Here is a 22,998-nt window from a genome sequence, read left to right on the forward strand (position 1 = left end):
CTTCTTGTTTTTTATAGAGACGAATGAATTTTAATTTTACTTTACTACTTCTTTAAAAATTTCAAACTATTCGTTATTTCTGTTATGTCTGTTAAAGAATCCGTTTTCGCATTTGCTTCTCCAGACTTCTTTAAATTTTTCACGTTCTTCGGGAGACAAATGTTGCATTCTTTCTCTCATCTTTCTTTCTTTAAAGTCCCGCATTCCTTTTCCGAAATGGAAACCTCCGAAAAGAATTTTACTTAATATCAGTATCCCCATCGCCTGCCAGTAGCTAATTGATTTTACTCCTAAAATTTCAGGCAAAAGGCAGTTCCAAAGCGACATTACAATCCATGTAACGGCTAAGAGAATTAATGGTGGACATAGAATTAAAAAAATCCAGCCTTTTTTGTGTTTATGATTCATAATATCTTCTTTCTAACTATTTAAATCTTCGTATAATTTTCTTAATCTGTTTCTTAAATGCTTTACTGCATAGTTCTTTCTGCTGATGATGGTTTTTATATTTTCCCCTTGTTCATCCGCGATTTGCTGGAGGGTCTTGTCATTCAGCTCGTTTTCCGTATATACCAATCTTTGTTTCTCCGGAAGCTCTTCTAAAGCTTCGAATAATTTCTTCCAGATTTCATCCTGAAACATTTTCACTTCCGGACCGGCACTTTCATCCATCAATAGAATATCCTTGATGGAGAAGTCGCCATCTTCATCTTCGTATACAAAATCTTCAAGATTCTCGGTTTTCTTTTTACGGTAACGGTCGGTAATTTTATTGGCAGTCACCCTGTACAGCCATCCACCAACGTTTACAATCTCAGACAGATTGGTAATACTGCTGAACTGATACCAGACTTCCTGCAGAATATCTTCTGCATCTTCTGTATTTTTCACTTTCGGACGAATGAAAGACATCAGTTTTCCTCCGTAGCTCGAAACGGTTTGTGAGATGATACTTTCTTTCTCTTTCTGTGGCATTGTTATTTTTTCGACAACCTCCATACTCACATGACGATCATCTGTTTTGTTTTACTTTAATAAATTTAAAATATTTTTTATCAAATATTCACTTTTCTTTTGCTAATCATATTTTGACTCATAGATCTTAATAAACATGGTTCATTTTACACTTCTATACTTTTTATCCTGAGCAAAAGAAAAGGACGGAGCTAAAATATACTCCGTCCTCTTATAAAAGTTTATCTATGTTGTAATTATTTATTAAAATTCTCAGCAAAAAATCCCAGCATATACTTGTATAGTTCCAATCTGTTGGGTTCTTTTCCAAAGCCATGTCCTTCATCATATTTTACCAGGTAAGGAATTCCATATCCTTTTGCACGAAGTGCTTTCACGATCTGATCAGATTCATTGATATTTACTCTTGGATCATTCGCTCCCTGAACTACAAAAAGAGGCTTTTTAATTCTATCAATCTGAAAAACGGGAGATACTTCTTTTGCAATTTTTGCTTCCTCCGGATTGTCCAGATCATACCATATCTGTTTTACCATTTCTTTATATGGCTTCCAATACTCCGGAAATGAGTCAAAGAATGTAAAGATGTTTGAAACTCCAACATAATCCACTCCGCAGGTATACAGGTCGGGTGTTTTTATCAATCCCATCAAAGTAGCGTATCCTCCGTGGCTTCCTCCATAGATGGCTATCTTATCTTTATCTGCCCATCCCTGCTCTATGACATATTTTACTCCATCTTCTACATCATCCATTGCTTTTCTGCCGATTTGCTTATAGCCTGCTTTCTGAAATCCTTTTCCATAACCACCCGAAATCCTGAAATTAACCTGTAAAGTAGCATACCCGCGGCTCGCGAAAAGCTGTGTTTCAGGATTGAAGCCCCATTCATCACGGATTCCCTGCGGACCTCCATGAGGATTCACAATTAAAGGAACCTTTTTTCCTTCTATGGCAGCTTTCGGTAGTGTTATATATCCGTGAATCGTCAGTCCATCTCTGCTTTTAAACTGTATAGGACGCATTTCAGCCATATCTTCCTGCTTCAGCTGAGGCATAAGATCATAAAGAAGGGTTGTCTTTTTCGTCTTTGGATCATATTCATAATAGGTCCCGTACAATTTATCACTGCTCACAATAACCAAAAGTTTGTTATCATTATCATCTGAGGAAACGACATAAAACTGTTTATCTCCAAATTCTGATGTCAATTGAGCATGAACATCTTTATAAAATGCACTCACGGGAATCGTTTCATTTTTATCTCCGGTATAGCTAATGTAATCCAGCTCATAATTCCTGTTCTTACCTGCAATGCTTATTGAGCTTACATCAAAAACAGGGTTAGAATAAACTTCTTTTATTACGGAATTTTTTTTTCAGGTCATACAATACGATTTTTGCCTTATCACTATCAAGGTTAGAAACAACATAAGCATCATCTTTATTTTCTGAATGGTCATTAAATCCAATAATAGTAAAAGTATCGGACCAGTCAGTTTTCTTGATCAGATTAAACTTGCCGGTCTGTGTGTCTTTATAATAAGTATGAGTAGTCAAACCGTTAACCAGGATTGTATAGCCTCTTAAATTACCTTCTTTATCAAAGATATAATCATCTATAGGGTTCTTAGGATCTTTATTTTCATACAACTGAACCATATCTCCTGTCACGAAATTAATCTTATAAGGTTCAAAGATCTGTTTGTTGTTTTTATTCATGGTAACTACCACGAAATCCGTATCTTTTATTAATTTAACCATACCTAGTGTTACTCCTTCAAAAGGGGTAAGGTCTTTCAGATTACCTCCATCAAGATCTGCAGCATACAAATGAATATTTTCATTTCCTCCTTTATCCTGGGTAAAGAACAGTCGGTTTTTATTCAGCCATCCATAGCTCTTGATCAGATCTTCCTTCTCCTCAATAGCTTTCGTAACTTTTCCAGTTTTTAAGTTCTTTACATAAACATGATTCTTGCTATCCTTGTCTTTTTCTTTATAGGATAGGAAATTGCCATCGGGAGAAATTTTAAATTGTGACGCTTTTGGCCTTGCAAAATAATCCTCTACTTTGTACTTAAATGTTCCTTTATCATAGGAGATAAGCTTATCAAGGTTCGCTTTGGCAGTTGGCAGGGTGGCATCACCCGGTAATTTGGCAGTTGTGTTTTGTGCATTGATCATAATTGTAGACATCGCAACCTGAACGGTTATTATAATTTTGGTTTTCAGTTTCATGACTTGGATTGATTTGAATTAAAAACATTAGCAAAAAAAGATGCTCTATAAATTAGACGTTTATATAACGCAAATGTTACATTTTTTCTCTCTTTTATGTGAAAAAAAATAACGAAGACTGACTTATCTCCGTTATTTTTTATAATTACACTATATTTTTAATTTAAATAAATTCCAAAATACCATGTCCAGGCAATCAGTATGATCTGCATGGGAAGCCTTTCTTTGTATAAATAAGACATTCCCGGCCCCGTATAATCACCTTTGAAAAGATTAACTTTTTTTCTTGAGGAATTAATATTGGCAATAAAAACCAATACATAAAATATAATCAGCAAAATTGCCGTAGTTTCACGTAACGATGGTATCATCAAACCGATGCCGGCAGCAATTTCAATAATTCCCGTAGCGTATACCCAGAACATTTTAGCAGGTATAAAATCAGGAATCATCATTGCCATTCCCTTTTGGAATTTAAAATGAGCAAAGCCGGTAAACAGGATAAAAACAGCCATTCCCAGATTTCCAGAAAAAAGAAAGTTCCATTGTCCCTGAAACAGCTTTGTCCCGACCAAAGCTATAATAAACGTAACGAAAAGAATAGATAATAGTTTCATTTTTTTTAAGGTACTACAGATTCAAAATTTATTTCTGTATAGTTACATAAAAATAAAACAAAAATCCTCTATATTCATCCTAACCTGTTTGGGGAAACTATTTAATTCATAATTAATTTTTCTCTGCAAGATTTTTTACAACTTCCAGTCCTTTTGTAAAACCCATATTTAAATGGTCTTTCCAGCTTTTCTCAACCTGGACTTCAGCATGGAGTTTGGTTTTTCCATCAAAATCAATAAGGATGTATTTTTCAAAGGAGCCACTCCATTCTTTTACTTCCTTACTCTCTGTATCTTCCACTCCACCTTTCACCATGCCCAGATGTTTAAATATAACCTCATGCGGCTCATTGAGACTATCAATAGTAGATACCATTCCCTCATTATTAGGATCCAGGAAATACGTTTTTCCACCGACTTTCCAGTCAGATTTCATGTGAGATCCCGGACTGAAAAACTGAGTCCATTCAGTGTAGGTTTCTTTTCCCCATAAAATATCCCAGACCTTTTGTAAGGGAGCATTAATAACGATTTCGTATGATAAAGTTTCCATATTATATTTTTAGGTGATTTTAGTAGATCATAAAATTACAGCTGATTCTGGGAAAGATTTTTTATAATCTCCAGGGCTTTAGGAAATTTCTCTTCAAAAAACCCTTTAAATTCTTCAGGAGTCTGAATTTCACATTTTAAAGATGTTCCTTCATCGGTCTCTTTCAGGAAATAGGACTCTGTTGCCTCCCCCCCATTCCTGAGGAGCTTCAACTCCGGCAACAATTTCTCCAAGGTGAAGAAACCGTATTTCTTTATTAGGTACATTTTTTTCCACCTTACTAAACATTCCATTATTATTGGGATCGAGGAACTTTACAATTCTTCCTTCTTCAAGATTTCCCTGATAAAATGATCCCTCAGCAAAAACTGCTGTCCATTGTCTGTAGGTTATTTCACCCCAAAGTACACTCCATATTTTTTCAGGAGTTGCATTGATTTGTATTTCGTACGATAATTTTTCCATGTTATATATAATATTTAAGTGATTGTTCTAAAATTGGCAGCATTCATTAACCTCCTACAAAATCCCCTCCGTTGATATGAATGATTTCTCCGGTAATAAAACTTGAATCTTCAGAAGCCAGAAAAACATAAGCCGGTGCAACTTCAGAAGGCTGTCCAGCCCTTTTCAGGGGATTATCTTTACCGAATGTAGAAAGGTCATCAAACGTTTCTTTTACCAGCGGTGTCCAGATGGGTCCCGGAGCAACTCCATTAACCAAAATTTTCCGGTCAGCAAGATTGGTTGCCAATGACCGTACAAATGTTGCAATAGCTCCTTTTGTTGCAGAATAATCAATCAGGTGATCACTTCCACGGTAAGCAGTGACGGACGTGGTACAAATAATTCTTGCTCCGCTTTCCATGACTGATAGAAAATCCCTCGTCAAAGCAATCATTGAAATAATATTTACATTAAAGGTCTCAAGGATCTGCTGGTCGGATATTTTCTCAATATCATCTTTAGGAAATTGTATTCCGGCATTATTGACGAGAATATCAAGGGTCTTCCACTCCTTTTTTACCTTTTCAATACATTTAGTTCTGAAAGTTTTTTTTGGAAACATCACCCTTGAGTAAAATACATGACCGTCCTTCTTTTTCTACCAGCTTTAAAGTTTCGCGGGCATCTTTATCACTTTCTTTGTAAATAATGATTACATCCGCTCCTTCTCTTGCAAAATGCACCGCTACCGCTTGTCCTATTCCGCTATCTCCACCCGAAATCACGGCTTTCTTATTCAGAAGTTTTTTACTTCCCAAATAGTTTTCACGAATGACCTCGGGAAACATGCCCTCTTTGGGTACTTTAGATTTGGATTGTGATTTGTTCTGTGTTTTCATATGCCGATCTTTTATAAACAGCATCAAACAATAAGCCGAAAACACTTTATGATTTATAAGCCACTTCTAAATCTTCTATAATAATTTTCTGCATTCGCATCATGGCCTGCACTACTTTTTGAGCTTTACCCTGATCGGAATCATTCATTAATTCGATCAGTCTTTTGGGTACTATTTGCCAGCTGACACCGTATTTATCTTTTAACCATCCACACATACTTTCTCTTCCACCTCCTGAAATCAAGGTGTTCCATAAATGATCTGTCTCCTGTTGGTCGTCGGTCATAATCACCATAGAAACCCCTTCATTGAAATCAAACTTATGATCATAAGAAGAGTCCATACAGTACAAGCTGTATCCGTCTATTTTAAAGCTGGCATGTTGTACGTTTTCGGGATTTTCATTGGATTCACCCCCATCTTTATATTTCATGACATTTACAATGTTTGAATTGGGAAAAGTATGGGTATAAAATTCCATTGCTTCCATTGCTTTACCATTATTATCATGCATGAACATTAATGTCGGCACCACCTTCTGATCACCATCCTTTTCGCCGAAAAGCAATTGCCAGTTCACCCCATAACGGTCACTCAACCATCCGAATTTTTTACTCCATGGATAAGAATCCAGTGCCATTAAAGCAGAACCACCATCAATAAGATGATCCCAATATCTTTGTACTTCATCTTCTGTTTCGCAGATTACCATGAAAGAGATGGAAGGATTTTTTTCAAATTGAGGGCCACCGTTAAGCAGCATCAACTTTTGCCCGAATAATTCTACATTCATTACAACTGGTGTATCTGCTGTAATTCGTCCATTAAATACTTTGCTGTAAAATTCTGCAGCCTCTTTAGCCTCTCCGTCGCACCAAAGGCACGGAAAAATATCGTTATTCATAATTAATTTTTTTAGGGTGATTGATATTGTTTTATTTTGTAGTAACGGATATGCTGTTCTCTTACCGAACTAAAACCAATTCCTTATTTCGATATCACTTTTAACAGCCAACTGCATATCGATGACGTTATAGTCTAATGAAAATATACCTTTATAAAAAAGTTCATTCCTTATTCAGATTGAAAATATGAACCGCATGCGAAAGAACTGACAAGCTATTATTCTTTAAACTCTTTAAAGTAAATCTGATGCTCGTGCATATAAATCTTAAGCTTTTTTAAAGTGTTCTTTCCAAACCCATGAAGCTGCAGGATTTCCTCCTCAGAATAATCTGATAATTTTTCCAGGGAATCAATTTTCTCTTTTTCTAAGGCACGTCTTGCAGGCATGGAAAGAACGCCTTGCAGAAAAGTTCCGGGAACAACATGATTAACAGCACAAATGGAACTTAAACATTTTGCCATTATGACTAAATTGATCATGATTGTTAAGAAATTTAATGATTTTCAACATATTTATGGAAATTATCGAGGATCGCATACCAGCCATCCCTTTGCATTTCCACAGAATTTTGTTTTTCAGGATCAAAAATTTCGGTAACCTTTGTTGTATTGGCATCAATACTGTCAAAGATCACTTCCACATTTCTGCCATCTTCCAAATGATACTTGATCCTCTGATTCGGAATAACCACATCATAAGTCCCTTCAAAATCGAATCCGAAACTTTTATCTTTGGCTTCCATTCTGTTTTTGAACTTGCCTCCTACTCTCAGATCATTTTCAGAACTTGGGCATTGCCAGCTTTCATGAGCAAAGTTCCATTTTGTAATATGGTTGGGAGTATTAAAATAATCCCAAACTTTTTCAACTGGAGCTAAAATGGTAATGTCTATTTTAATGGGTTCCATAGTTATATTTTTGTGATTGTTGTAAAAACAGGGCAACCAACTTACAGCTGCCCTTAGATAATGAAGTTAAATATAGGATTATTTTGCCGATTCATCATTATAGTTCACCATCCAATGAACACCATATTTATCCTGGAAGCTTCCAAAATAATCTCCCCAAAACTGGTCTTCTATAGGCATTTCTATATTTCCACCTTCAGATAAACCTTTAAAAAGACGGTCTGCCTCCTCCCTTGATTCAGGAAATATGGAAACATAATTGTTGTTTCCTACGGTAAGTGTTTGTCCGAATCCGGGAACAATATCTGATGCCATTAAAAGGTCGTCACCGATAGGTAACGCAATATGCATTACTCTGTTTTTTTCTTCCTCAGAAAGGTTTTCCGTTCCCGGAGCGTTGCCCATCTTATGAACTTCTCCTCTGAACTCTCCCCCGAAAACTGATTTATAAAAATTGAAAGCTTCTTCTGCTGTACCGTTAAAATTAAGGTACGGATTTAATTTTGCCATGATGTTTGGTTTTTAAAGTTATAATTATGTTTATATTGTAAAAGAGATCATTACTAACAGATAAACCAACCGTTTTGTCAGAATGATTCACTTCAATTAATTAAAGTTTAATGATTTAAAAATTTGACTACTTCGTTCACGGTCAAATCGATGAGCTTGCTATCGGTTTTACCCTCAAAATCAGTCATCATATAAGAACCGTGAGTAGCAGGAAGGATCATAAGCTGAGAATCAGGAACCAACCTCCACATTTCGACAACATGTTCAGGTCTTATTACATCGCGGTCTCCCGAGATAAAAAGAGTCGGTGATTCAATAGATTTCAAAACTTTCTCATCCCAGTCTTCAAAAGACTGCATTCTTTTGCTATCCTTCTGAAACATATTTTCCAACTTTGAGAAGTCAGGATTTAATTCCAGAAAATTGATCTTTAAAGGTTCCGGCATTGAGTCTAAAGTGACTTCGGACATGGAATCGAAAAAGCCCTCTATCATTCCGCTTCTTTTAAAAAACGCAGAAGCTACGATGAGTTTATCCACCAAACCGGGATGATGATGAGCGATTTGCATTACTGTACTTCCTCCGTTACTAAAACCCCAGAATGAAGCTTTTCCTATTTTCATTTCTTTTAGCAGTTGAGCTACATCATGAGCGTCCTGGTCAAATGTTTCAGGAATATCCCGGTGTTCACTCATTCCGTGATTTTGGAGATCAATTCCTATTAACTGAAACTGAGATTCAAGCCTGGAAATAATTTCCTTGTAATCAAATAAAATTGAAGAACCCCCTCCATGGATTAAAACCAAAGGTTTCCCTTCTCCATATACTTCATAATACATCTGAATTCCATTGACTTTTTTATAGCCTTTCTCTTTAAGATCCATGGGTTAGTATTTTAAATTTTCATCGGTGGTATAACTCATTCCCGGGTATCCTAAAATCTTCCTCATCAATCCCATTTGTCCGCACAGATAATCTTCCCGCCCTATACACATTCCCGTAAAATTGAGTTTTGTTTCTGAGTAAAAAGAAATATTCATCCCTATTTCAAAAATCTCATCCAACTGTTCATCTGTTGCCTCTAATAGTTTTTGATAAACCTTTGGTGAAATATGGTGAAAGCTTTCTTTTAATTGAGCAATGCTAGGATAGCTGAAATTTTCATCCAATGCTTTTCCCTGAAAGAAAAGGTCTGTGTATGGATCTTCTTCCTGAAGACCTAAAACTGATCCCAGTCCATAGCGCATATTAAGAAAATTACCTGCCATCCAGACAATGTGATTCGTTTTACCGTCAATTCTTTTCATTGCATCTTCCTCTGAAATGCCCTCTAAAACATTTAAAAAGCTTTGTGAGTGCATCCTGTAGGCAGGAATTACAATTTCTAATTTTTTTGATTTTGGTGTATCCATAACGATATGGTTTTAATTTTTAATCTTTAAAGGTCTGCTGTTAAACATCTTTTTAAAGCATATTATTACTTGATAGCTCCCGGTTTTCCGAGAATTCTCCGAAGATATCCGAACTGGCCACTGTGATAGATCTCATGAAGACATAATGTAGCTATATCGTTAACCTGATCGGGGTTGATTCTTTCTAGGTGGCTGATTTTTTGTATCAGCCGGTCCTGGGTTTCATCCAGATAGGATTTTAATGTTTCAAAATCCGCAAATTCATCTTTTCTTTGTAAAGGAATCTCTCCCCTGTTATAGCAAGAATATTTCTCTTCATCCCATACTGATTCTCCTCCCAGAACATTAATAAATGCATTTCGTATATAGATTAAATGTCCTAAAATCCAGTTCATACAGTTGGCATCACCATTGGGAAAAACCATCGCTTCTTCGTTGCTGATGCCATCGATATTCATCAGAATCACTTTATAGTTACTAAGAACCTGTAGATTGATGATTTCAATGTCGTTTGATTTCGATTCCATAATAGGTATTTTTGGGAATTAAACTATTCCGTTGGTAATTTGGACATATCTGCAAACATTACTTCCCACTGGTGTCCGTTCAGATCGGCAAAAGCACATTGGTACATCCATCCGTGGTCCTGAGGCTCACTGTATTTGGATCCTCCATTGGCAAGCGCTGTCTGAACCATTTGATCTACTTCTTCCCTGCTGTTAACACCTATAGCAAGAAGTACCTGAGTGGTATCGCCTTTTGCAACAGGTCTGTCTGTAAAGGTTTTTAGAAACTCTTCCATTAAGAACATGACATAAATATTGTCTTCTTTCATGATCACACAAACAGCTTTTTCATCTGAAAACTGCTCGTTGATTTCAAAACCAAGCTTCGTCCAGAATGCTCTTGTATCTTCAACGCTTTTTACCGGAAGATTTACGTAAATTTGATTGACTTTCATTTTTTGTAATTTTAGTGTTAAACTTTTAACCAAAATTACCAAGTCGATATCAGAATCGTCTTGCCTTATGGCAAGATTTAATTTTTCTTTGGATGGGAAACTAATTCTTTACGGATTCTGCTTAAAGAAGTGTCTGTTACTCCAAGATAAGAAGCAATCTGCTTTAAAGGAGCATACTGAATCACCTGGCATTTCTCCTCCAGGAGATTAAGATATCTTCTGGTAGCAGATAAGGTAAACATTTCTACAGAACGCTGCTTATAAGCAAAGAGCTGCTGGGACATCCACGATCTCCCCCATTCCCTCAGGTTGGGAATTTTATGAAACAGGTTCTGAAAAGTATCATAATCCAGTTTCCAGCATTCACAATCGGTAATGCAGATGATATTCTCCTGAGAGGGAATTCGTTGGAAAAGAGATAATACTTCTATGATAATTTCATTCTCCGTAAAAAAATGAGTGGTTACTTCATTCCCGTTAAAGTCATTAACAAAGGATCTTGCAAGCCCTTTATCTAAAATATAATATTCATTAGCCATTTTTCCTTCTTCAAGAATAAAATCTCCTTTTTGAAAACTTATTTTTTCATGCGCCTGAAAGATCTCATCGAGCTCTTCGTGCATAAAAAAAGGGAAATCATATGAAATTTCTAAGGACTTACTGCTCATAAGATGAATATTTTTTAGATTCTAAAATTAAAATTTTTATCGGAACTGAATCAAAAAAGTTGTTGAAAATGTAAATAGCCCGAAATCAAATCACTTTCTGCCTACATTATAAATAATTTCACCTGATATGGTGATTGCCTTCTCAAAACAAAGAAAGCTGAATATCATTAGGTTTGATTGGCTTTTTAGCATCTCCGAAAACAGTTTTCCCTCCAAATCTCCAGGAATTCTGTCTTTCTTCTTCTATAACCTGCTGAATATCAAAATCTGGTGTAAAATCTTTTTCCGTTGTTGCTATTACCTGATGCAGCTTATTTAATGTCTTAAGTTTATCTGAATTTCCCAGCTTAGATTTTTCAATACCTTTTCGAAGGATATCGATGCTCTGATCATACACTTTCGTAGGAACAGGAAACGGATGTCCGTCTTTTCCGCCATGTGCAAAAGAAAATCTGGCCGGATCCGAAAATCTTGACGGTGCCCCATGAATCACCTCACTTACCAAAGCCAAAGATTGCATCGTCCTTGGTCCCACCCCTTCCAGCATTAAAAGATCTTCAAAATTCTGAGGCTGTTGTTCACGGGTAACATATAAAAGAGCCCCCAATCTTTTTAAATCTACGTCAGAAGCTCGGACATCGTGATGATCAGGGAGAATCAGACGGGAAAAATCGTTCATAATCTCTGCGGAATCCGTATGAGAAATCTCGAGAATTCCTTTTCTGTTTTCTGAAGCCTGTGCATCGGTAAGATTAAGAATTTTCCCTCTATGAACACCATTTATTCCCGTATGCGGTTCTTCAATAAATGATTTTATATTTTCCGAATGCCAATGATAGCGCCTTGCCGTTCCATCAGATTCATGCATTCCCTGCTGAACAACACTCCAGCTTCCATTGTCTGCCAGGATAAAATTATGCAGATATAACTGATACCCATCATGAATTGCTGTATTATCCACTTTCGCAGAGAGCTTGCTCGCCTTTACCAGCTCAGTACCGTTCAGGCCTGTTTTATCAGCAATCTGAAGAAGTTCCGAAGGAGTCTCTCTTGAAAATTTCCCTTTTCCCCCACAGATATAAAGCCCCAGTGATTGTGAATTCGGATTAATAGAGCGTTTTAAAGCTCCCATTACAGAGGTTGTAATGCCTGATGAATGCCAGTCCATTCCCATAACGGCTCCAAAACTCTGAAACCAAAACGGATCGGCCAGTCTTCTCAAAACCTCATCCTTGCCATAATCCATCAAAATCACTTCAATGATGGACAATCCAAGAGTAGACATACGCTCATACAGCCATGGCGGTACTTTGCCATAGTGTAAAGGGAGATCTGCTGTTCCTGAACGTTTCATTTAAGGTGTAAAGTTAGAGGTTATTTAATAAGGTTTTAATGATTTGAATCATTATTTTTTTACATGACACTAATGTTTAGGACGAGTTTAATAAATAAGATTTGGCTAAAGCCATTGGACAGTTTTGTTGAAAACGGACTGAATCCCGCTTTTAATAATATTAAAAAATATTACTCCCTTACCCTTCGTCTTGAATGACAAACAATAATACTCGTAACCTATCCAAATCTTTTAGTCTTAAATCCGTTCAATACTTACCATTACTTTATCAAATAAACTCCACTTCCTTATGTTTCTCTGCATCAAATTTCTCATTGAAAATTATTTTATTTCCGAAAGGATCATTAACTGTGAAAGCTACTGCATCATAAAATGTTTTTTCCAACCCCGGCCTGTTGTATTTGTATTTCTTATCAATCAGTTCTTTATGATAGCGTGCCACGTCTTCACCCCAGATAAAAACACTGCTTCCAGGACTTGCATCTCCGTGATGTTCACTTAAATGAAAGATGATGTTTTCCTTCTTTACTTCCAGATAAACAGGGGTATTTTCTTCGAAACGATGTTCCCATACAATTTCAAAACCAAGCCAATCAATGTAAAATTCTATGGTTTTATTATAATCAAAAATTCTGAGGACCGGTATTACTTGTTCTGCTCTCATGTTTGATAATTAAATTATTCGTGTGAAAGGATATTAATTAATTTTCCAAAGGGATCTCTGACAAAAAATCTACGAACCCCCCATTCCTCATCTGCAAGGTCATAGGTTATCTCAAAACCTGAATCTTTCATCTTTTTATAGATAGCCTCTACGTCATCTACTTCAATAGACAAATCAGGAACCGGCGTGTCATTTCCTCCCTGCATTGCAAAACTGATCTGAACCTTTGATTCTTCATTGCTTCCGAATGTTTTGATCCATCCGTGATTCATTATTATTTCCAGACCTAAAATACCATGATAGAAATGATCTGCCATAGACAAGTCTTCTGCCTTAATGTTAGCTACAATTCTTTTTACCATATTTTTGAAGTTCTTATCAATAAAAAAGCCTTGTGAAGATACACAGAATCATCACAAGGCGTATAGCTATTTTTACTAAATTGTCTTACAAGGTCGCTGCAGCTTCTAAGATCAATTGTGTTACTTCATTGGGATGGGATGCTAAGGAGGCATGCCCAGCATCTAAAGAAATAATTTTCTTAGGATTCATTCGCTCTGCCATTTCCTTTTCTGTTTCAGCAGGGATCATGCGATCTTTTGATGAAATCTGATACCAGCTCGGCTTTGTTTTCCATGCCGGTTCACCTGCAGTATCACCAAAACATTGGCTATGAATCGGTTTTTGGGATAATGACATGACCAATGCCTTTTCATCATCAAGATCCTGGCAAAATGCCGATTGGAATTCATCATATTTGATCCAAAGGAAGCCCTTGCTGTCCGGGTAAATGCTTGCTCCTCCAGGAGACTCTCTTCTTCCTAAAAGCGAGCCCAGACTATCACCGGCATCCGGTGCAAAGGCGGCAATATATACTAAACCTACAACCTTATCGTGATTTCCGGCTCCTGAAATGACAGCCCCTCCATATGAGTGACCAACCAAGAGAACTTTCCCATCCTGTGCATCTATCAAATCCTTAGTCTTGTCAATGTCATCTTGAAGAGTTGTGAGAGGGTTTTGAACACTTCTTACCTTATATCCTGCTTTCGTAAGTGCAGGGATAACATACTGCCAGTGGGAACCGTCTCCCCACGCTCCGTGTACCAGAATAATGGTTAAATCTTTTTGATCCATAATTGCTATTTTTAAGTTTGACACTAGTAAAACTACGTTCTTAAAAACCAATACACGTTAACTTAAGTTAATTAATAATCCGGGATCTTATACGACTTAATGACTGTTCCGTTATCCCCAGATAACTTGCGATATGCTTCTGGGCTATTTTCTGAACAAGCATAGGGTTTCTTTTTAAAAGATTCAGGTATCTGTTTTCAGGAGAATAGCATAGTAAATCATCAATTCTCTTTTTTGCATCAAGATAGATCTTTTCGCTCATCATCCTTCCGAACTTTTGCCAGTAAGCTTCCTTCTTATATAGATTTTGAAGATCATCTTTACTTAAAAGTAAGATCTCACAATGTTCTATAGCCTGAATATTCATATTGGAGACCGTATCGCAAAGTATACTTTCATAGTCCGTAAAAAATTCATTTTCAAAATAGAAACCGAAGTTGATCTCACGGCCCTGATCATTGATGTAAAAGCTTCTTATCGTTCCGCTTTTAATAAAGCCTAAGTATTTGCATTTTTCTCCTTGTTTAAGAAAAAAATCAGACTTTAAAAGATGTGTATCTTTAAGGAGGGAAAAGAACTCCCCGAAATGTTCTTGGTCAACCTGGAATAGTGTACCATACTTAGTGTAGTTATCGGACATAATTTATTTTTCATTTGTTATTTGTGTATTTTGAATTTAAAAAAGCCTTGTAAAAATAAATCCCACAAGGCTCTTTAAAGAAATAAATTCTTAATTATTTTAATGCTTCAAGAGCAGCATTGTAATTAGGTTCGCTTCCAATTTCAGGAACCTGCTCCGTATATACTACCTTATTATTTTCGTCAGTAACGATCACTGCCCGGCTTAAAAGACCTTTCATAGGAGAATCTGTAATAGTTACCTCATAATCATCACCGAAGCTGCTTCTGAAATCAGATAGTGTTTCTACATTATTCAGACCTTCAGCTGCACAAAATCTGCCTAAGGCAAATGGAAGATCTTTGGAAACATTAATTACTACTGTATTATTTAAATTTGAAGCTTCTTCATTGAATTTTCTGGCAGAAGCCGCACATATTCCTGTATCAATACTAGGAAAAATATTAAATATTTTTTTCTTTCCTTCAAAGTCTGACAGGGTTTTAATATTCAATCCTGAATCCACTAATGCGAAATCCTTAATGGTATTTCCAACAGCTGGTAAATTACCTAATGTATGAACTGCGTTTCCTTTTAACGTTATATTGGACATAATTTATTTTTTACGGTTTTTCAAATTTAGTTAAAAATGCCATTTTTTTCGTTCAAATAAAGGTTAAATAATTCTTAAAGTATAAAAACTTATATAGGATTAATCCAAAAAAATTAAATTTTAACTAAATTTGTGGGAGTTAAAAAATCAAATAATAAATAACAGTATAATGTCAGAAAAATCAAAAATCTACTACACATTAACGGATGAAGCTCCAATGCTGGCTACACACTCGTTTTTACCTATCGTAAAGGCATTTACAAAATCAGCAAATATTGAAATCGCCGTTCCGGATATTTCTTTGGCAGGAAGGATCCTTGCCAACTTCCCGGAGTTCTTAAAAGAAGATCAAAGAATTGGTGATGCTTTGGCTGAATTGGGCCAGATTGCAACAACACCGGATGCTAATATTATCAAGTTACCGAATATTTCCGCTTCTGTACCTCAGCTTGATGGAGCTATTGCAGAACTACAATCCAAAGGCTTTGCGGTTCCAAACTATCCTTCTGAGCCTAAAAATGATGAGGAAAAGGCGATTAAAGCAAAATATGCAAAAGTTTTAGGAAGTGCCGTAAACCCTGTGTTAAGAGAAGGGAATTCTGACAGACGTGCACCAAAAGCTGTTAAAAACTACGCAAAAGCAAACCCTCACCGAATGGGAGACTGGGCTTCTGACAGTAAAACTGATGTTGCCCATATGAATAACGGAGATTTCTATGGTACTGAAACTTCAACAACTCTTGAAAATGCTACAAAATACAAAATCGTTTTCAAAGGAAATGATGGTTCTGAAAAAGTCCTGAAAGATTTTGCAAGCCTTGAAGCAGGAGAAGTTATTGATTCTTCAGTGATGAACCTGAACGCTTTGAAATCTTTTGTACAGGAAGCGATTGAGGAGGCTAAAAACAGAAATGTTCTTCTTTCTGCTCACCTGAAAGCGACTATGATGAAAATCTCTGATCCGATTATTTTTGGGGCTATCGTAGAAACTTTCTTCAAAGATGTATTTACAAAATATGCAGACACTTTCAAATCTTTAGATATCAATCCTAACAACGGTCTTGCTGATCTATTTGAGAAAATCAAAGGAAATGCTCAGGAAGCTGAAATTAAAGCAGCTATCGAGACCGCTTTGGCAAATGGACCAAGAGTAGCAATGGTAAATTCAGATAAAGGAATTACGAACTTCCATGTTCCTTCGGATATCATCGTTGATGCGTCTATGGCTGCATTAGTAAGAGGTGGAGGTAAAATGTGGAATAAAGAAGGTAAGGAAGAAGATACAGTAGCGATCATTCCGGACCGTTCTTATGCAGGTTTCTATCAGGCAGTAATCGATGATATGAAAGCTCATGGTAAACTGGACCCTACAACTATGGGCTCTGTTCCGAATGTAGGTTTAATGGCTCAGAAAGCAGAAGAATACGGTTCTCATGACAAAACATTCCAGGCTACTGCTAACGGAACAATTGAAGTTCAGGATGAAGCAGGAAACGTTCTTCTTTCTCAGAAAGTAGAAGAAAATGATATCTTCAGAATGTGTCAGACTAAGGATGCTCCGATCCAGGACTGGGTAAAACTGGCAGTAAACAGATCAAGACTATCCGATACACCGGCTATTTTCTGGTTGGATAAAGGAAGAGCTCACGACAGAGAAATCATCAAAAAAGTAGAAAAATATCTAAAAGATCATGATACTGCAGGATTAGATATCAGAATCCTTGACGTAAAAGATGCCATGACTGAAACTCTTAAAAGAGCAAGAGAAGGTAAAGACACCATTTCGGTTTCAGGAAATGTATTGAGAGATTATCTAACAGACCTTTTCCCAATCCTGGAATTAGGAACTTCAGCAAAAATGCTTTCTATCGTTCCATTAATGAATGGAGGTGGTCTATTTGAAACAGGTGCCGGAGGTTCTGCTCCTAAGCATGTTGAACAGTTTCTTGAAGAAGGTTATTTAAGATGGGATTCTTTAGGAGAATTCTTGGCACTTCAGGCTTCTTTGGAACATTTGGCACAAACTCAGGGGAATACAAAATCTCAGGTGTTGGCTGATGCACTGGATGAAGCTAATGCTAAATTCCTGGCAACCGATAAATCTCCTGCAAGAAAGGTAGGACAGATCGATAACAGAGGTTCTCACTTCTACCTTGCTATGTATTGGGCAGAAGCCTTAGCTAATCAGACCAACGATGCTGAAATTGCTCAGAAGTTCAAGTCTGTTGCTGCAAGCATGCAAGAGAATGAAGCAGTGATCAACCAGGAATTAATTGCAGCTCAGGGTAAACCTCAAAATATTGACGGATATTACAAAACTGATACCTACAAGACCTATGCAGCTATGAGACCAAGTACTGTTTTAAATGAAATTATTGATGGAATTTAATCTTCATTGACTATAAATGAAAGCTCCTTTTCTAAGGAGCTTTTTTTTTATTGAAATAAGTGCGATATCTTATCTTTGTATGATATAAAAATTTTGGTTTAGTTTTGACGAAAACCATAGGAAGAATGTCTTGTATTGAAAACGCTAAAGCCCATTTCTACTGCTAGGAATTATAAACAAAATGCACTATGTTTACCAATTCTTTCATTTTGAATTCTTTAATCTTTAAATAAAACTGCTGAGATTCTTCACTTACGCTTTGTTCTGAATAACAAAGACAATCCCTCAATCGCTCCCAATCTTTTAAATCTTTTAATGTTTAAATTTTTCAATCTTTTAATCTTTTAATCTCATACGCTAAACATCCCTGTCTACGATTACCTTCCGGTGCTCCCTCCCCCAGTTGATCATTTCCGTGATGATCTTCCCGAAAGTACGACAATACTCCGTGGGTACATATTCTATTAAAACCGGAGTATCGGGATATACATTTCTGGTCACCAGTTTATTCATCTCCATATCTTTTAACTCTTTTGAAAGCATTCTTGTTGTAATACCTGGAATACTGCGTTCAATCTCACGGAAACGCCTGTTACCATTGCAAATTGAATTGATAACCGGAATACGCCATTTACCACCTATAAAGTATAAGGTATCCTGCAACGCTCTGAGTTCTTCGGTCTGATCTCTTTCCATTTTAAAATATTTATTTTGATATACTCTGTGATACTGATTACAAAAGTATATCATTTTCACTATAACTTTGTCAAAAATTTTAAGAAATGAATAAATTTAACAACAAACTGGCAGTAGTGACCGGTGGAAATAGCGGGATCGGATATGCCACAGCAAAGGAATTAATAGCTGAAGGAGCAAAAGTAATTATTACCGGCAGAAGGAAAGACGCCATTGAAAAAGCAGCTGAAGAACTGGGGGCAATTCCGTTCGTTGCAGATCAGGGAAAACTGGAAGATATTGATCTGTTGAAAAAAGAGATTGAAGAAAAACACGGAAAAGTTGACATTTTATTTATCAATGCAGGAATTACGGGTACATTGACCTCTATTGAAAATATGGATGCCGATAATTTTGATAATGTAATGAATATCAACTTCAGAGGAGCTTATTTCACGCTGAGTAAGTTCACTCCTATTTTACATGATGGTGCTTCTGTGGTATTCTTATCATCAAATGTTGCAACAACCTATAAACCTAACAGTTCCGTTTACCAGGCAAGTAAGGCAGCCCTCAATTCTATTGCGAAAACAGCTGCCTCTGAATTAGCACCAAGAAAGATCAGGGTCAATATGGTAAGTCCGGGTCCTACAAAAACCGAAATTATGACCAAAGCCGGTCTCGATGACGAAACACTAAAAGGCATAAATGAGTGGCTCATCGATGCTATCCCATTAAAGAAAATGGGAACTGCTGAAGATGTTGCAAAACTTGTTGTTTATTTATCCGATTCGCATGTGGCAAGTTTTATGACAGGTACTGAAATTATTATTGACGGAGGAATGATTTTATAGTTAAACACTCTCCATATCACATACCGGAAGAACTTCCGGTATTTTGTTTTATATTCCGGGGCATAAATTCTACTTCACCCCTTAAATTGTCCGGTTCACCTTTTTTTAGGTTTCATTTCCTTTGCCAGCAATCTATTTTTGGATCATAAAAATAAAACGATTATGGATTCAGTAAAGAAAAAGAGAACAACAAAACCCATTGCTATATTATTTATAGCTATTGTGGGAGTCTTTGCAGGATTACAGCTTTTCAATTCTCCTATTGAAGGTAAACCTGTAACCGGCACCATTGAAGCACCGCACGAGGTAATTGCCGTTCTGGAAAGATCGTGCTTCAACTGCCATTCTAATGAACAGAAACTAAGCTGGTATGATCAGCTTGCTCCCATATCATGGGGTGTAAAAAAGGATGTTGAAAGAGCAAGGGAAGTCATGAATTTTTCTGAATGGTCAAAGGTTTCACCAGGTGAACACAAAGGCAGAATGTATTCCATATTGAATATGATGCAAGCCGGAAAAATGCCTCTTCACGAATATACCTTACTGCATGCATCTGCAAAAGTTTCTGCAAAGGATATTGAAGTTATCAGAAAATACACACTATCTCTTTCAGGAAAAAGTCCTTCACCGGCAAACACAAAAGAGGTAAAACCCCTTCAACAAGATATAAAAACAGCTTCTGTCAGCCATTCCGGTTTTCCGGTTTCACCAAATGGGGTAAAATATACACCGGAGTTTAAAAACTGGAAAGTAATCAGTATGAGTACATTATTTGATAATTCCATCCGCGTTATCTATGGAAACAGCATTGCCGTAAAAGCAGTTGAAACAGACAATTTCCATCCATGGCCGGACGGCAGCATCGTCGTAAAAGCAGTATGGAAACAGACAGAAGCTCCTGATGGAGAAATCAGACCTGGCGAATTTATTAATGCCCAGTTTATGGTAAAAAATTCAAAAAAATACACCGATACCGAAGGCTGGGGCTTCGCCAAATTCTCGGGTAAAGATCTTCACCCTACCGGAAATACGGCATCATTTGCCAGAGAATCATGTATTGCCTGTCATCGTCAGCTGGCAGAGCCTACAGGATATTTATTCGACGTACCGATGAAAGTAAACACCAAAAATCTAATCGAAAAACTACAGACAAAATGAATAAAATAATTATAGCCATGATAGGAAGTTTTCTTTTTTTTAATTTCATGCAAAACTGAAAATTCCAAGGACCGGGAGCATGTCCGTCTTGTGTTTGATGCCGGTGGGCTACAGTTCATTGCCTCATCTTTAAATACGAAAAAAGAGACGATGTCCGCCCTATACGGAAACAGTCAGGCCCTTCAATCTTTATCCAATAAAAATGATAAGCCGCTGCCCGGAACAAAAATGAAACTTGTCACCTGGAAATATCATGAAAACCCGCAATATACCGGAGGTACTATCACTGGTGAGCTGGTGAGCGTAGAAACTGTTGAAACCGGTATAAAAGGATTAGTCTCTTACCGGAAAGAGCTGGATAACGAAAAGGAACCCGGCATCTTTCAGACTAAAGAACAAAGAATACAGTATATGATGGGCTATCAACCGGTCGTTATGCCGTAAAAATAATGCAATCTGAGATTCAATAGCAGTCTCAGATTGTATTTATTTAATAGTTATCATTAAAAAATATTAATTTCACATTTTTAAATCTAATTCTTCTTAATGCAACAAGAAAAAATAAAAATATCACAGGCTGTTATCTGGATAAGCTCTATTGTTTTGGGGGCACTTTCCTCAGTTCCTCAGCTTGCTTCCCATGATTTTAATCTCATGGAAGCTGTGGTTAATGCAGCCATTACTTCAGCATTTGCAGTTGTTATGTGGTACCTCAACATTTTTTTTACTCAATCGTAATACAAAGAAACGTCAGGGAATTTCATACTCCCGGCTTTTGGTTGTCCTTGCCCTGGGAATGGTTGTAATGTTTGGCCTGGCCTGGATCCAGCAGCTTATTTTATCCCATATTAATTTCGGACCTGTTATGCTGATGGTGGAAGTAAGAGGAATCCTTATCAACCTTGTTTTCTATATGTTTTTAAATCTTGTACAGCATAATTACGCCGGCCAGCAGGTTCATCTGGAACTAGAAAAAGTAAAAAGCGATAATTTAGGTGCTCAATATGAATTATTAAAACAACAGGTAAATCCCCATTTTCTTTTCAACAGTTTAAATACGCTTAAATCCATGGTGGAAACGCATGATGAGGAAACCATTGATTTCATTATCAAGCTTTCTGACTTTTACCGTTTCACCCTGGAAAGCAGAAAACTTGACCTCATCACCGTTGAAGAAGAAATGAAAATACTTAATTCTTACCTTTTCCTGCAAAAAGCCAGATTTGGTAACGGATTTACCTTTACCGATACTCTCGGTAAAGAAACGCTCAAAACCCTTATTCCTCCGTTTACCCTGCAATTGCTGGTGGAAAACTGTATTAAACACAATATTGTTTCCCAGAGTAAACCTCTTCATATCAGAATCTATGATGCTGATCAAAAGATCATTATTGAAAATCCTATCCAGCGGAAATTGGTTCCGGAAGATTCATTAGGAGTTGGCCTGAATAACGTCAATATGCGTTACAAACATCTTCTGGACCAGGAAATCGACATTTTAGATAACAATCAAATTTTCCAAATAAAACTACCATTTATCCATGAATATCATCATCATTGAAGACGAGTTCAGAGCCGCAAAATCCTTACAGAATTTAATTAAAGAACTAAAACCGGAATCTGTTATATCCGGAGTTTATGACAGCATAGAATCCAGTGTGGCTGCTTTGCAGAACAATACAAAGCCCGACCTGATCTTTATGGACATCCACCTTTCTGATGGGTTATCATTTGAAATTTTTAAGCAGGCAGATATTACCTGCCCCGTGGTCTTTTGTACTGCCTTTGACCAGTATATGCTGGACGCTTTTAAAAGTAAAGGGGTAGATTACGTTTTAAAACCTTTTTCACGTGAAGATATTGCAGAGGCATTACGAAAAGTGGACGAGCTCAAAAAGTTTTTCCAGAAAACGGAAATCCCGGAACTGGAAGCACTTTTACAAAAAATAGCTCAGCCACAAACTGCTACCAAAAGTAGTTTCCTGGTCTTTAAAAATCAAAAATACACCACTATTCTTACCGAAAACATAGCCTATTTCTACATTCACAACGAAATGACCCATCTGGTTACTTTTGATAAACAACAATTTTCACTTTCACAATCGTTGGGACAAGTCGCTGAGCAGGTTTCTCCAAAACAATTTTTCAGGGTGAACAGGCAGTATATTGTGAATTTCAGCGCTATTAAAGAAATGGAGCATTATTTTCAACGTAAAATCTATGTAAAGTTAGTTATCGACACACCGGAAAAGCTTCTTATCAATAAAGAAAAAACGCATAGTTTCTTTTCCTGGCTGGAAGATCGTTAACAGCTAATTTCTTAAATCTATATTTTTCAGGGTTCACCTTTCGATTTGTCTGGTTGAGCCCTTTTTTCATTTTTTAGCATCCCCTAGGTATCTACTTTTGAATAAAAATTAAAAGAAATGATATCTAAA

30 protein-coding genes and 1 pseudogene are annotated in these 22,998 nt (G+C 36.7%); 7 read left to right on the top strand and 24 right to left on the bottom strand.

Annotation, left to right across the window (positions count from 1 at the left end; all coding sequences use genetic code 11):
* Positions 1-66 precede the first annotated feature (66 nt).
* From ACJ5H0_RS05100 to tpx, 23 genes and pseudogenes are all read right to left on the bottom strand, one after another.
* Positions 67-408, bottom strand: a complete 342-nt coding sequence (locus ACJ5H0_RS05100) for a hypothetical protein (protein ID WP_172278808.1) — start codon at positions 406-408, stop codon at positions 67-69.
* A gap of 12 nt (positions 409-420) precedes the next feature.
* Complete coding sequence (locus ACJ5H0_RS05105) at positions 421-975, bottom strand: RNA polymerase sigma factor (RefSeq protein WP_228456954.1); 555 nt, start codon at positions 973-975, stop codon at positions 421-423.
* 236 nt (positions 976-1,211) lie between these two features.
* Positions 1,212-3,216: pseudogene (locus ACJ5H0_RS05110) on the bottom strand (alpha/beta hydrolase family protein).
* A 158-nt stretch (positions 3,217-3,374) separates the two neighbouring features.
* The gene (locus ACJ5H0_RS05115; protein ID WP_273648308.1) at positions 3,375-3,833 is read right to left on the bottom strand and encodes a DoxX family protein; all 459 of its coding nucleotides are present in this window, start codon (positions 3,831-3,833) and stop codon (positions 3,375-3,377) included.
* A 112-nt stretch (positions 3,834-3,945) separates the two neighbouring features.
* Positions 3,946-4,386, bottom strand: a complete 441-nt coding sequence (locus ACJ5H0_RS05120) for an SRPBCC family protein (RefSeq protein WP_273648309.1) — start codon at positions 4,384-4,386, stop codon at positions 3,946-3,948.
* A gap of 150 nt (positions 4,387-4,536) precedes the next feature.
* Entirely contained in the window at positions 4,537-4,851 is a 315-nt protein-coding gene (locus tag ACJ5H0_RS05125; protein ID WP_411247812.1) for a hypothetical protein, read from the bottom strand.
* 46 nt (positions 4,852-4,897) lie between these two features.
* Positions 4,898-5,455, bottom strand: coding sequence for an SDR family oxidoreductase (locus ACJ5H0_RS05130; RefSeq protein ID WP_411247814.1), 558 nt, complete (start codon positions 5,453-5,455; stop codon positions 4,898-4,900).
* On the bottom strand, positions 5,427-5,732 hold the full coding sequence (locus ACJ5H0_RS05135) for an SDR family NAD(P)-dependent oxidoreductase (protein ID WP_411247816.1): 306 nt from the start codon (positions 5,730-5,732) through the stop codon (positions 5,427-5,429). Before ACJ5H0_RS05135 ends, ACJ5H0_RS05130 begins: the two co-directional genes overlap by 29 nt.
* A gap of 46 nt (positions 5,733-5,778) precedes the next feature.
* Positions 5,779-6,636 carry a VOC family protein gene (locus tag ACJ5H0_RS05140; RefSeq protein ID WP_345987888.1) on the bottom strand — a complete coding sequence of 286 codons (858 nt, stop codon included), beginning with the start codon at positions 6,634-6,636 and terminating at the stop codon, positions 5,779-5,781.
* Positions 6,637-6,854: 218 nt separating this feature from the next.
* On the bottom strand, positions 6,855-7,100 hold the full coding sequence (locus tag ACJ5H0_RS05145; RefSeq protein ID WP_273648312.1) for a DNA-directed RNA polymerase subunit alpha C-terminal domain-containing protein: 246 nt from the start codon (positions 7,098-7,100) through the stop codon (positions 6,855-6,857).
* A gap of 32 nt (positions 7,101-7,132) precedes the next feature.
* Complete coding sequence (locus tag ACJ5H0_RS05150; protein ID WP_172278824.1) at positions 7,133-7,546, bottom strand: SRPBCC family protein; 414 nt, start codon at positions 7,544-7,546, stop codon at positions 7,133-7,135.
* Positions 7,547-7,624: 78 nt separating this feature from the next.
* Positions 7,625-8,056 carry a VOC family protein gene (locus ACJ5H0_RS05155; RefSeq protein ID WP_273648313.1) on the bottom strand — a complete coding sequence of 144 codons (432 nt, stop codon included), beginning with the start codon at positions 8,054-8,056 and terminating at the stop codon, positions 7,625-7,627.
* Between the two features lie 107 nt (positions 8,057-8,163).
* A complete protein-coding gene (locus tag ACJ5H0_RS05160) occupies positions 8,164-8,940 on the bottom strand; it encodes an alpha/beta fold hydrolase (protein ID WP_411247819.1) in 777 nt (258 codons plus the stop codon).
* A 3-nt stretch (positions 8,941-8,943) separates the two neighbouring features.
* Positions 8,944-9,468, bottom strand: a complete 525-nt coding sequence (locus ACJ5H0_RS05165) for a DinB family protein (RefSeq protein ID WP_172278832.1) — start codon at positions 9,466-9,468, stop codon at positions 8,944-8,946.
* Between the two features lie 65 nt (positions 9,469-9,533).
* On the bottom strand, positions 9,534-9,995 hold the full coding sequence (locus ACJ5H0_RS05170) for a hypothetical protein (protein ID WP_273648316.1): 462 nt from the start codon (positions 9,993-9,995) through the stop codon (positions 9,534-9,536).
* Between the two features lie 23 nt (positions 9,996-10,018).
* Positions 10,019-10,429, bottom strand: coding sequence for a VOC family protein (locus ACJ5H0_RS05175; RefSeq protein WP_172278836.1), 411 nt, complete (start codon positions 10,427-10,429; stop codon positions 10,019-10,021).
* Between the two features lie 77 nt (positions 10,430-10,506).
* The gene (locus ACJ5H0_RS05180; RefSeq protein WP_273648317.1) at positions 10,507-11,097 is read right to left on the bottom strand and encodes a Crp/Fnr family transcriptional regulator; all 591 of its coding nucleotides are present in this window, start codon (positions 11,095-11,097) and stop codon (positions 10,507-10,509) included.
* 142 nt (positions 11,098-11,239) lie between these two features.
* Entirely contained in the window at positions 11,240-12,451 is a 1,212-nt protein-coding gene (locus tag ACJ5H0_RS05185; RefSeq protein ID WP_411247822.1) for a DUF763 domain-containing protein, read from the bottom strand.
* 268 nt (positions 12,452-12,719) lie between these two features.
* Positions 12,720-13,115 carry a glyoxalase superfamily protein gene (locus ACJ5H0_RS05190; RefSeq protein WP_411247824.1) on the bottom strand — a complete coding sequence of 132 codons (396 nt, stop codon included), beginning with the start codon at positions 13,113-13,115 and terminating at the stop codon, positions 12,720-12,722.
* A 14-nt stretch (positions 13,116-13,129) separates the two neighbouring features.
* Positions 13,130-13,477 carry a VOC family protein gene (locus ACJ5H0_RS05195; RefSeq protein WP_411247826.1) on the bottom strand — a complete coding sequence of 116 codons (348 nt, stop codon included), beginning with the start codon at positions 13,475-13,477 and terminating at the stop codon, positions 13,130-13,132.
* 85 nt (positions 13,478-13,562) lie between these two features.
* The gene (locus tag ACJ5H0_RS05200; RefSeq protein WP_172278845.1) at positions 13,563-14,252 is read right to left on the bottom strand and encodes an alpha/beta hydrolase; all 690 of its coding nucleotides are present in this window, start codon (positions 14,250-14,252) and stop codon (positions 13,563-13,565) included.
* 67 nt (positions 14,253-14,319) lie between these two features.
* A complete protein-coding gene (locus ACJ5H0_RS05205) occupies positions 14,320-14,892 on the bottom strand; it encodes a Crp/Fnr family transcriptional regulator (RefSeq protein WP_273648322.1) in 573 nt (190 codons plus the stop codon).
* A gap of 94 nt (positions 14,893-14,986) precedes the next feature.
* Positions 14,987-15,484 carry a thiol peroxidase gene (gene tpx, locus ACJ5H0_RS05210; RefSeq protein WP_172278849.1) on the bottom strand — a complete coding sequence of 166 codons (498 nt, stop codon included), beginning with the start codon at positions 15,482-15,484 and terminating at the stop codon, positions 14,987-14,989.
* A 169-nt stretch (positions 15,485-15,653) separates the two neighbouring features.
* On the opposite strand from tpx, the gene ACJ5H0_RS05215 reads away from it, so the two are divergent.
* Complete coding sequence (locus ACJ5H0_RS05215; RefSeq protein ID WP_273648323.1) at positions 15,654-17,873, top strand: NADP-dependent isocitrate dehydrogenase; 2,220 nt, start codon at positions 15,654-15,656, stop codon at positions 17,871-17,873.
* Positions 17,874-18,230: 357 nt separating this feature from the next.
* Here the strand turns inward: ACJ5H0_RS05215 and ACJ5H0_RS05220 are convergent, their stop codons facing one another.
* Positions 18,231-18,569 carry a winged helix-turn-helix transcriptional regulator gene (locus ACJ5H0_RS05220; RefSeq protein ID WP_172278855.1) on the bottom strand — a complete coding sequence of 113 codons (339 nt, stop codon included), beginning with the start codon at positions 18,567-18,569 and terminating at the stop codon, positions 18,231-18,233.
* A gap of 86 nt (positions 18,570-18,655) precedes the next feature.
* Here ACJ5H0_RS05220 and ACJ5H0_RS05225 point away from each other — a divergent pair, with 86 nt between their 5' ends.
* From ACJ5H0_RS05225 to ACJ5H0_RS05250, 6 genes are all read left to right on the top strand, one after another.
* Positions 18,656-19,402, top strand: coding sequence for an SDR family oxidoreductase (locus ACJ5H0_RS05225; RefSeq protein ID WP_172278858.1), 747 nt, complete (start codon positions 18,656-18,658; stop codon positions 19,400-19,402).
* 162 nt (positions 19,403-19,564) lie between these two features.
* Positions 19,565-20,560, top strand: coding sequence for a heme-binding domain-containing protein (locus tag ACJ5H0_RS05230; RefSeq protein ID WP_411247829.1), 996 nt, complete (start codon positions 19,565-19,567; stop codon positions 20,558-20,560).
* A gap of 150 nt (positions 20,561-20,710) precedes the next feature.
* Positions 20,711-21,004: a hypothetical protein gene (locus ACJ5H0_RS05235; protein WP_411247831.1), complete on the top strand. Its 294-nt coding sequence runs from the start codon at positions 20,711-20,713 to the stop codon at positions 21,002-21,004.
* A 102-nt stretch (positions 21,005-21,106) separates the two neighbouring features.
* The gene (locus tag ACJ5H0_RS05240; protein ID WP_411247833.1) at positions 21,107-21,298 is read left to right on the top strand and encodes a hypothetical protein; all 192 of its coding nucleotides are present in this window, start codon (positions 21,107-21,109) and stop codon (positions 21,296-21,298) included.
* Between the two features lie 37 nt (positions 21,299-21,335).
* Positions 21,336-22,121: a sensor histidine kinase gene (locus tag ACJ5H0_RS05245; RefSeq protein WP_411247835.1), complete on the top strand. Its 786-nt coding sequence runs from the start codon at positions 21,336-21,338 to the stop codon at positions 22,119-22,121.
* On the top strand, positions 22,102-22,869 hold the full coding sequence (locus ACJ5H0_RS05250) for a LytR/AlgR family response regulator transcription factor (RefSeq protein WP_172278866.1): 768 nt from the start codon (positions 22,102-22,104) through the stop codon (positions 22,867-22,869). Before ACJ5H0_RS05245 ends, ACJ5H0_RS05250 begins: the two co-directional genes overlap by 20 nt.
* The last annotated feature ends 129 nt before the right edge of the window (positions 22,870-22,998 follow it).

Source organism: Chryseobacterium proteolyticum (assembly GCF_046591535.1).
Taxonomy (GTDB): domain Bacteria; phylum Bacteroidota; class Bacteroidia; order Flavobacteriales; family Weeksellaceae; genus Chryseobacterium; species Chryseobacterium proteolyticum.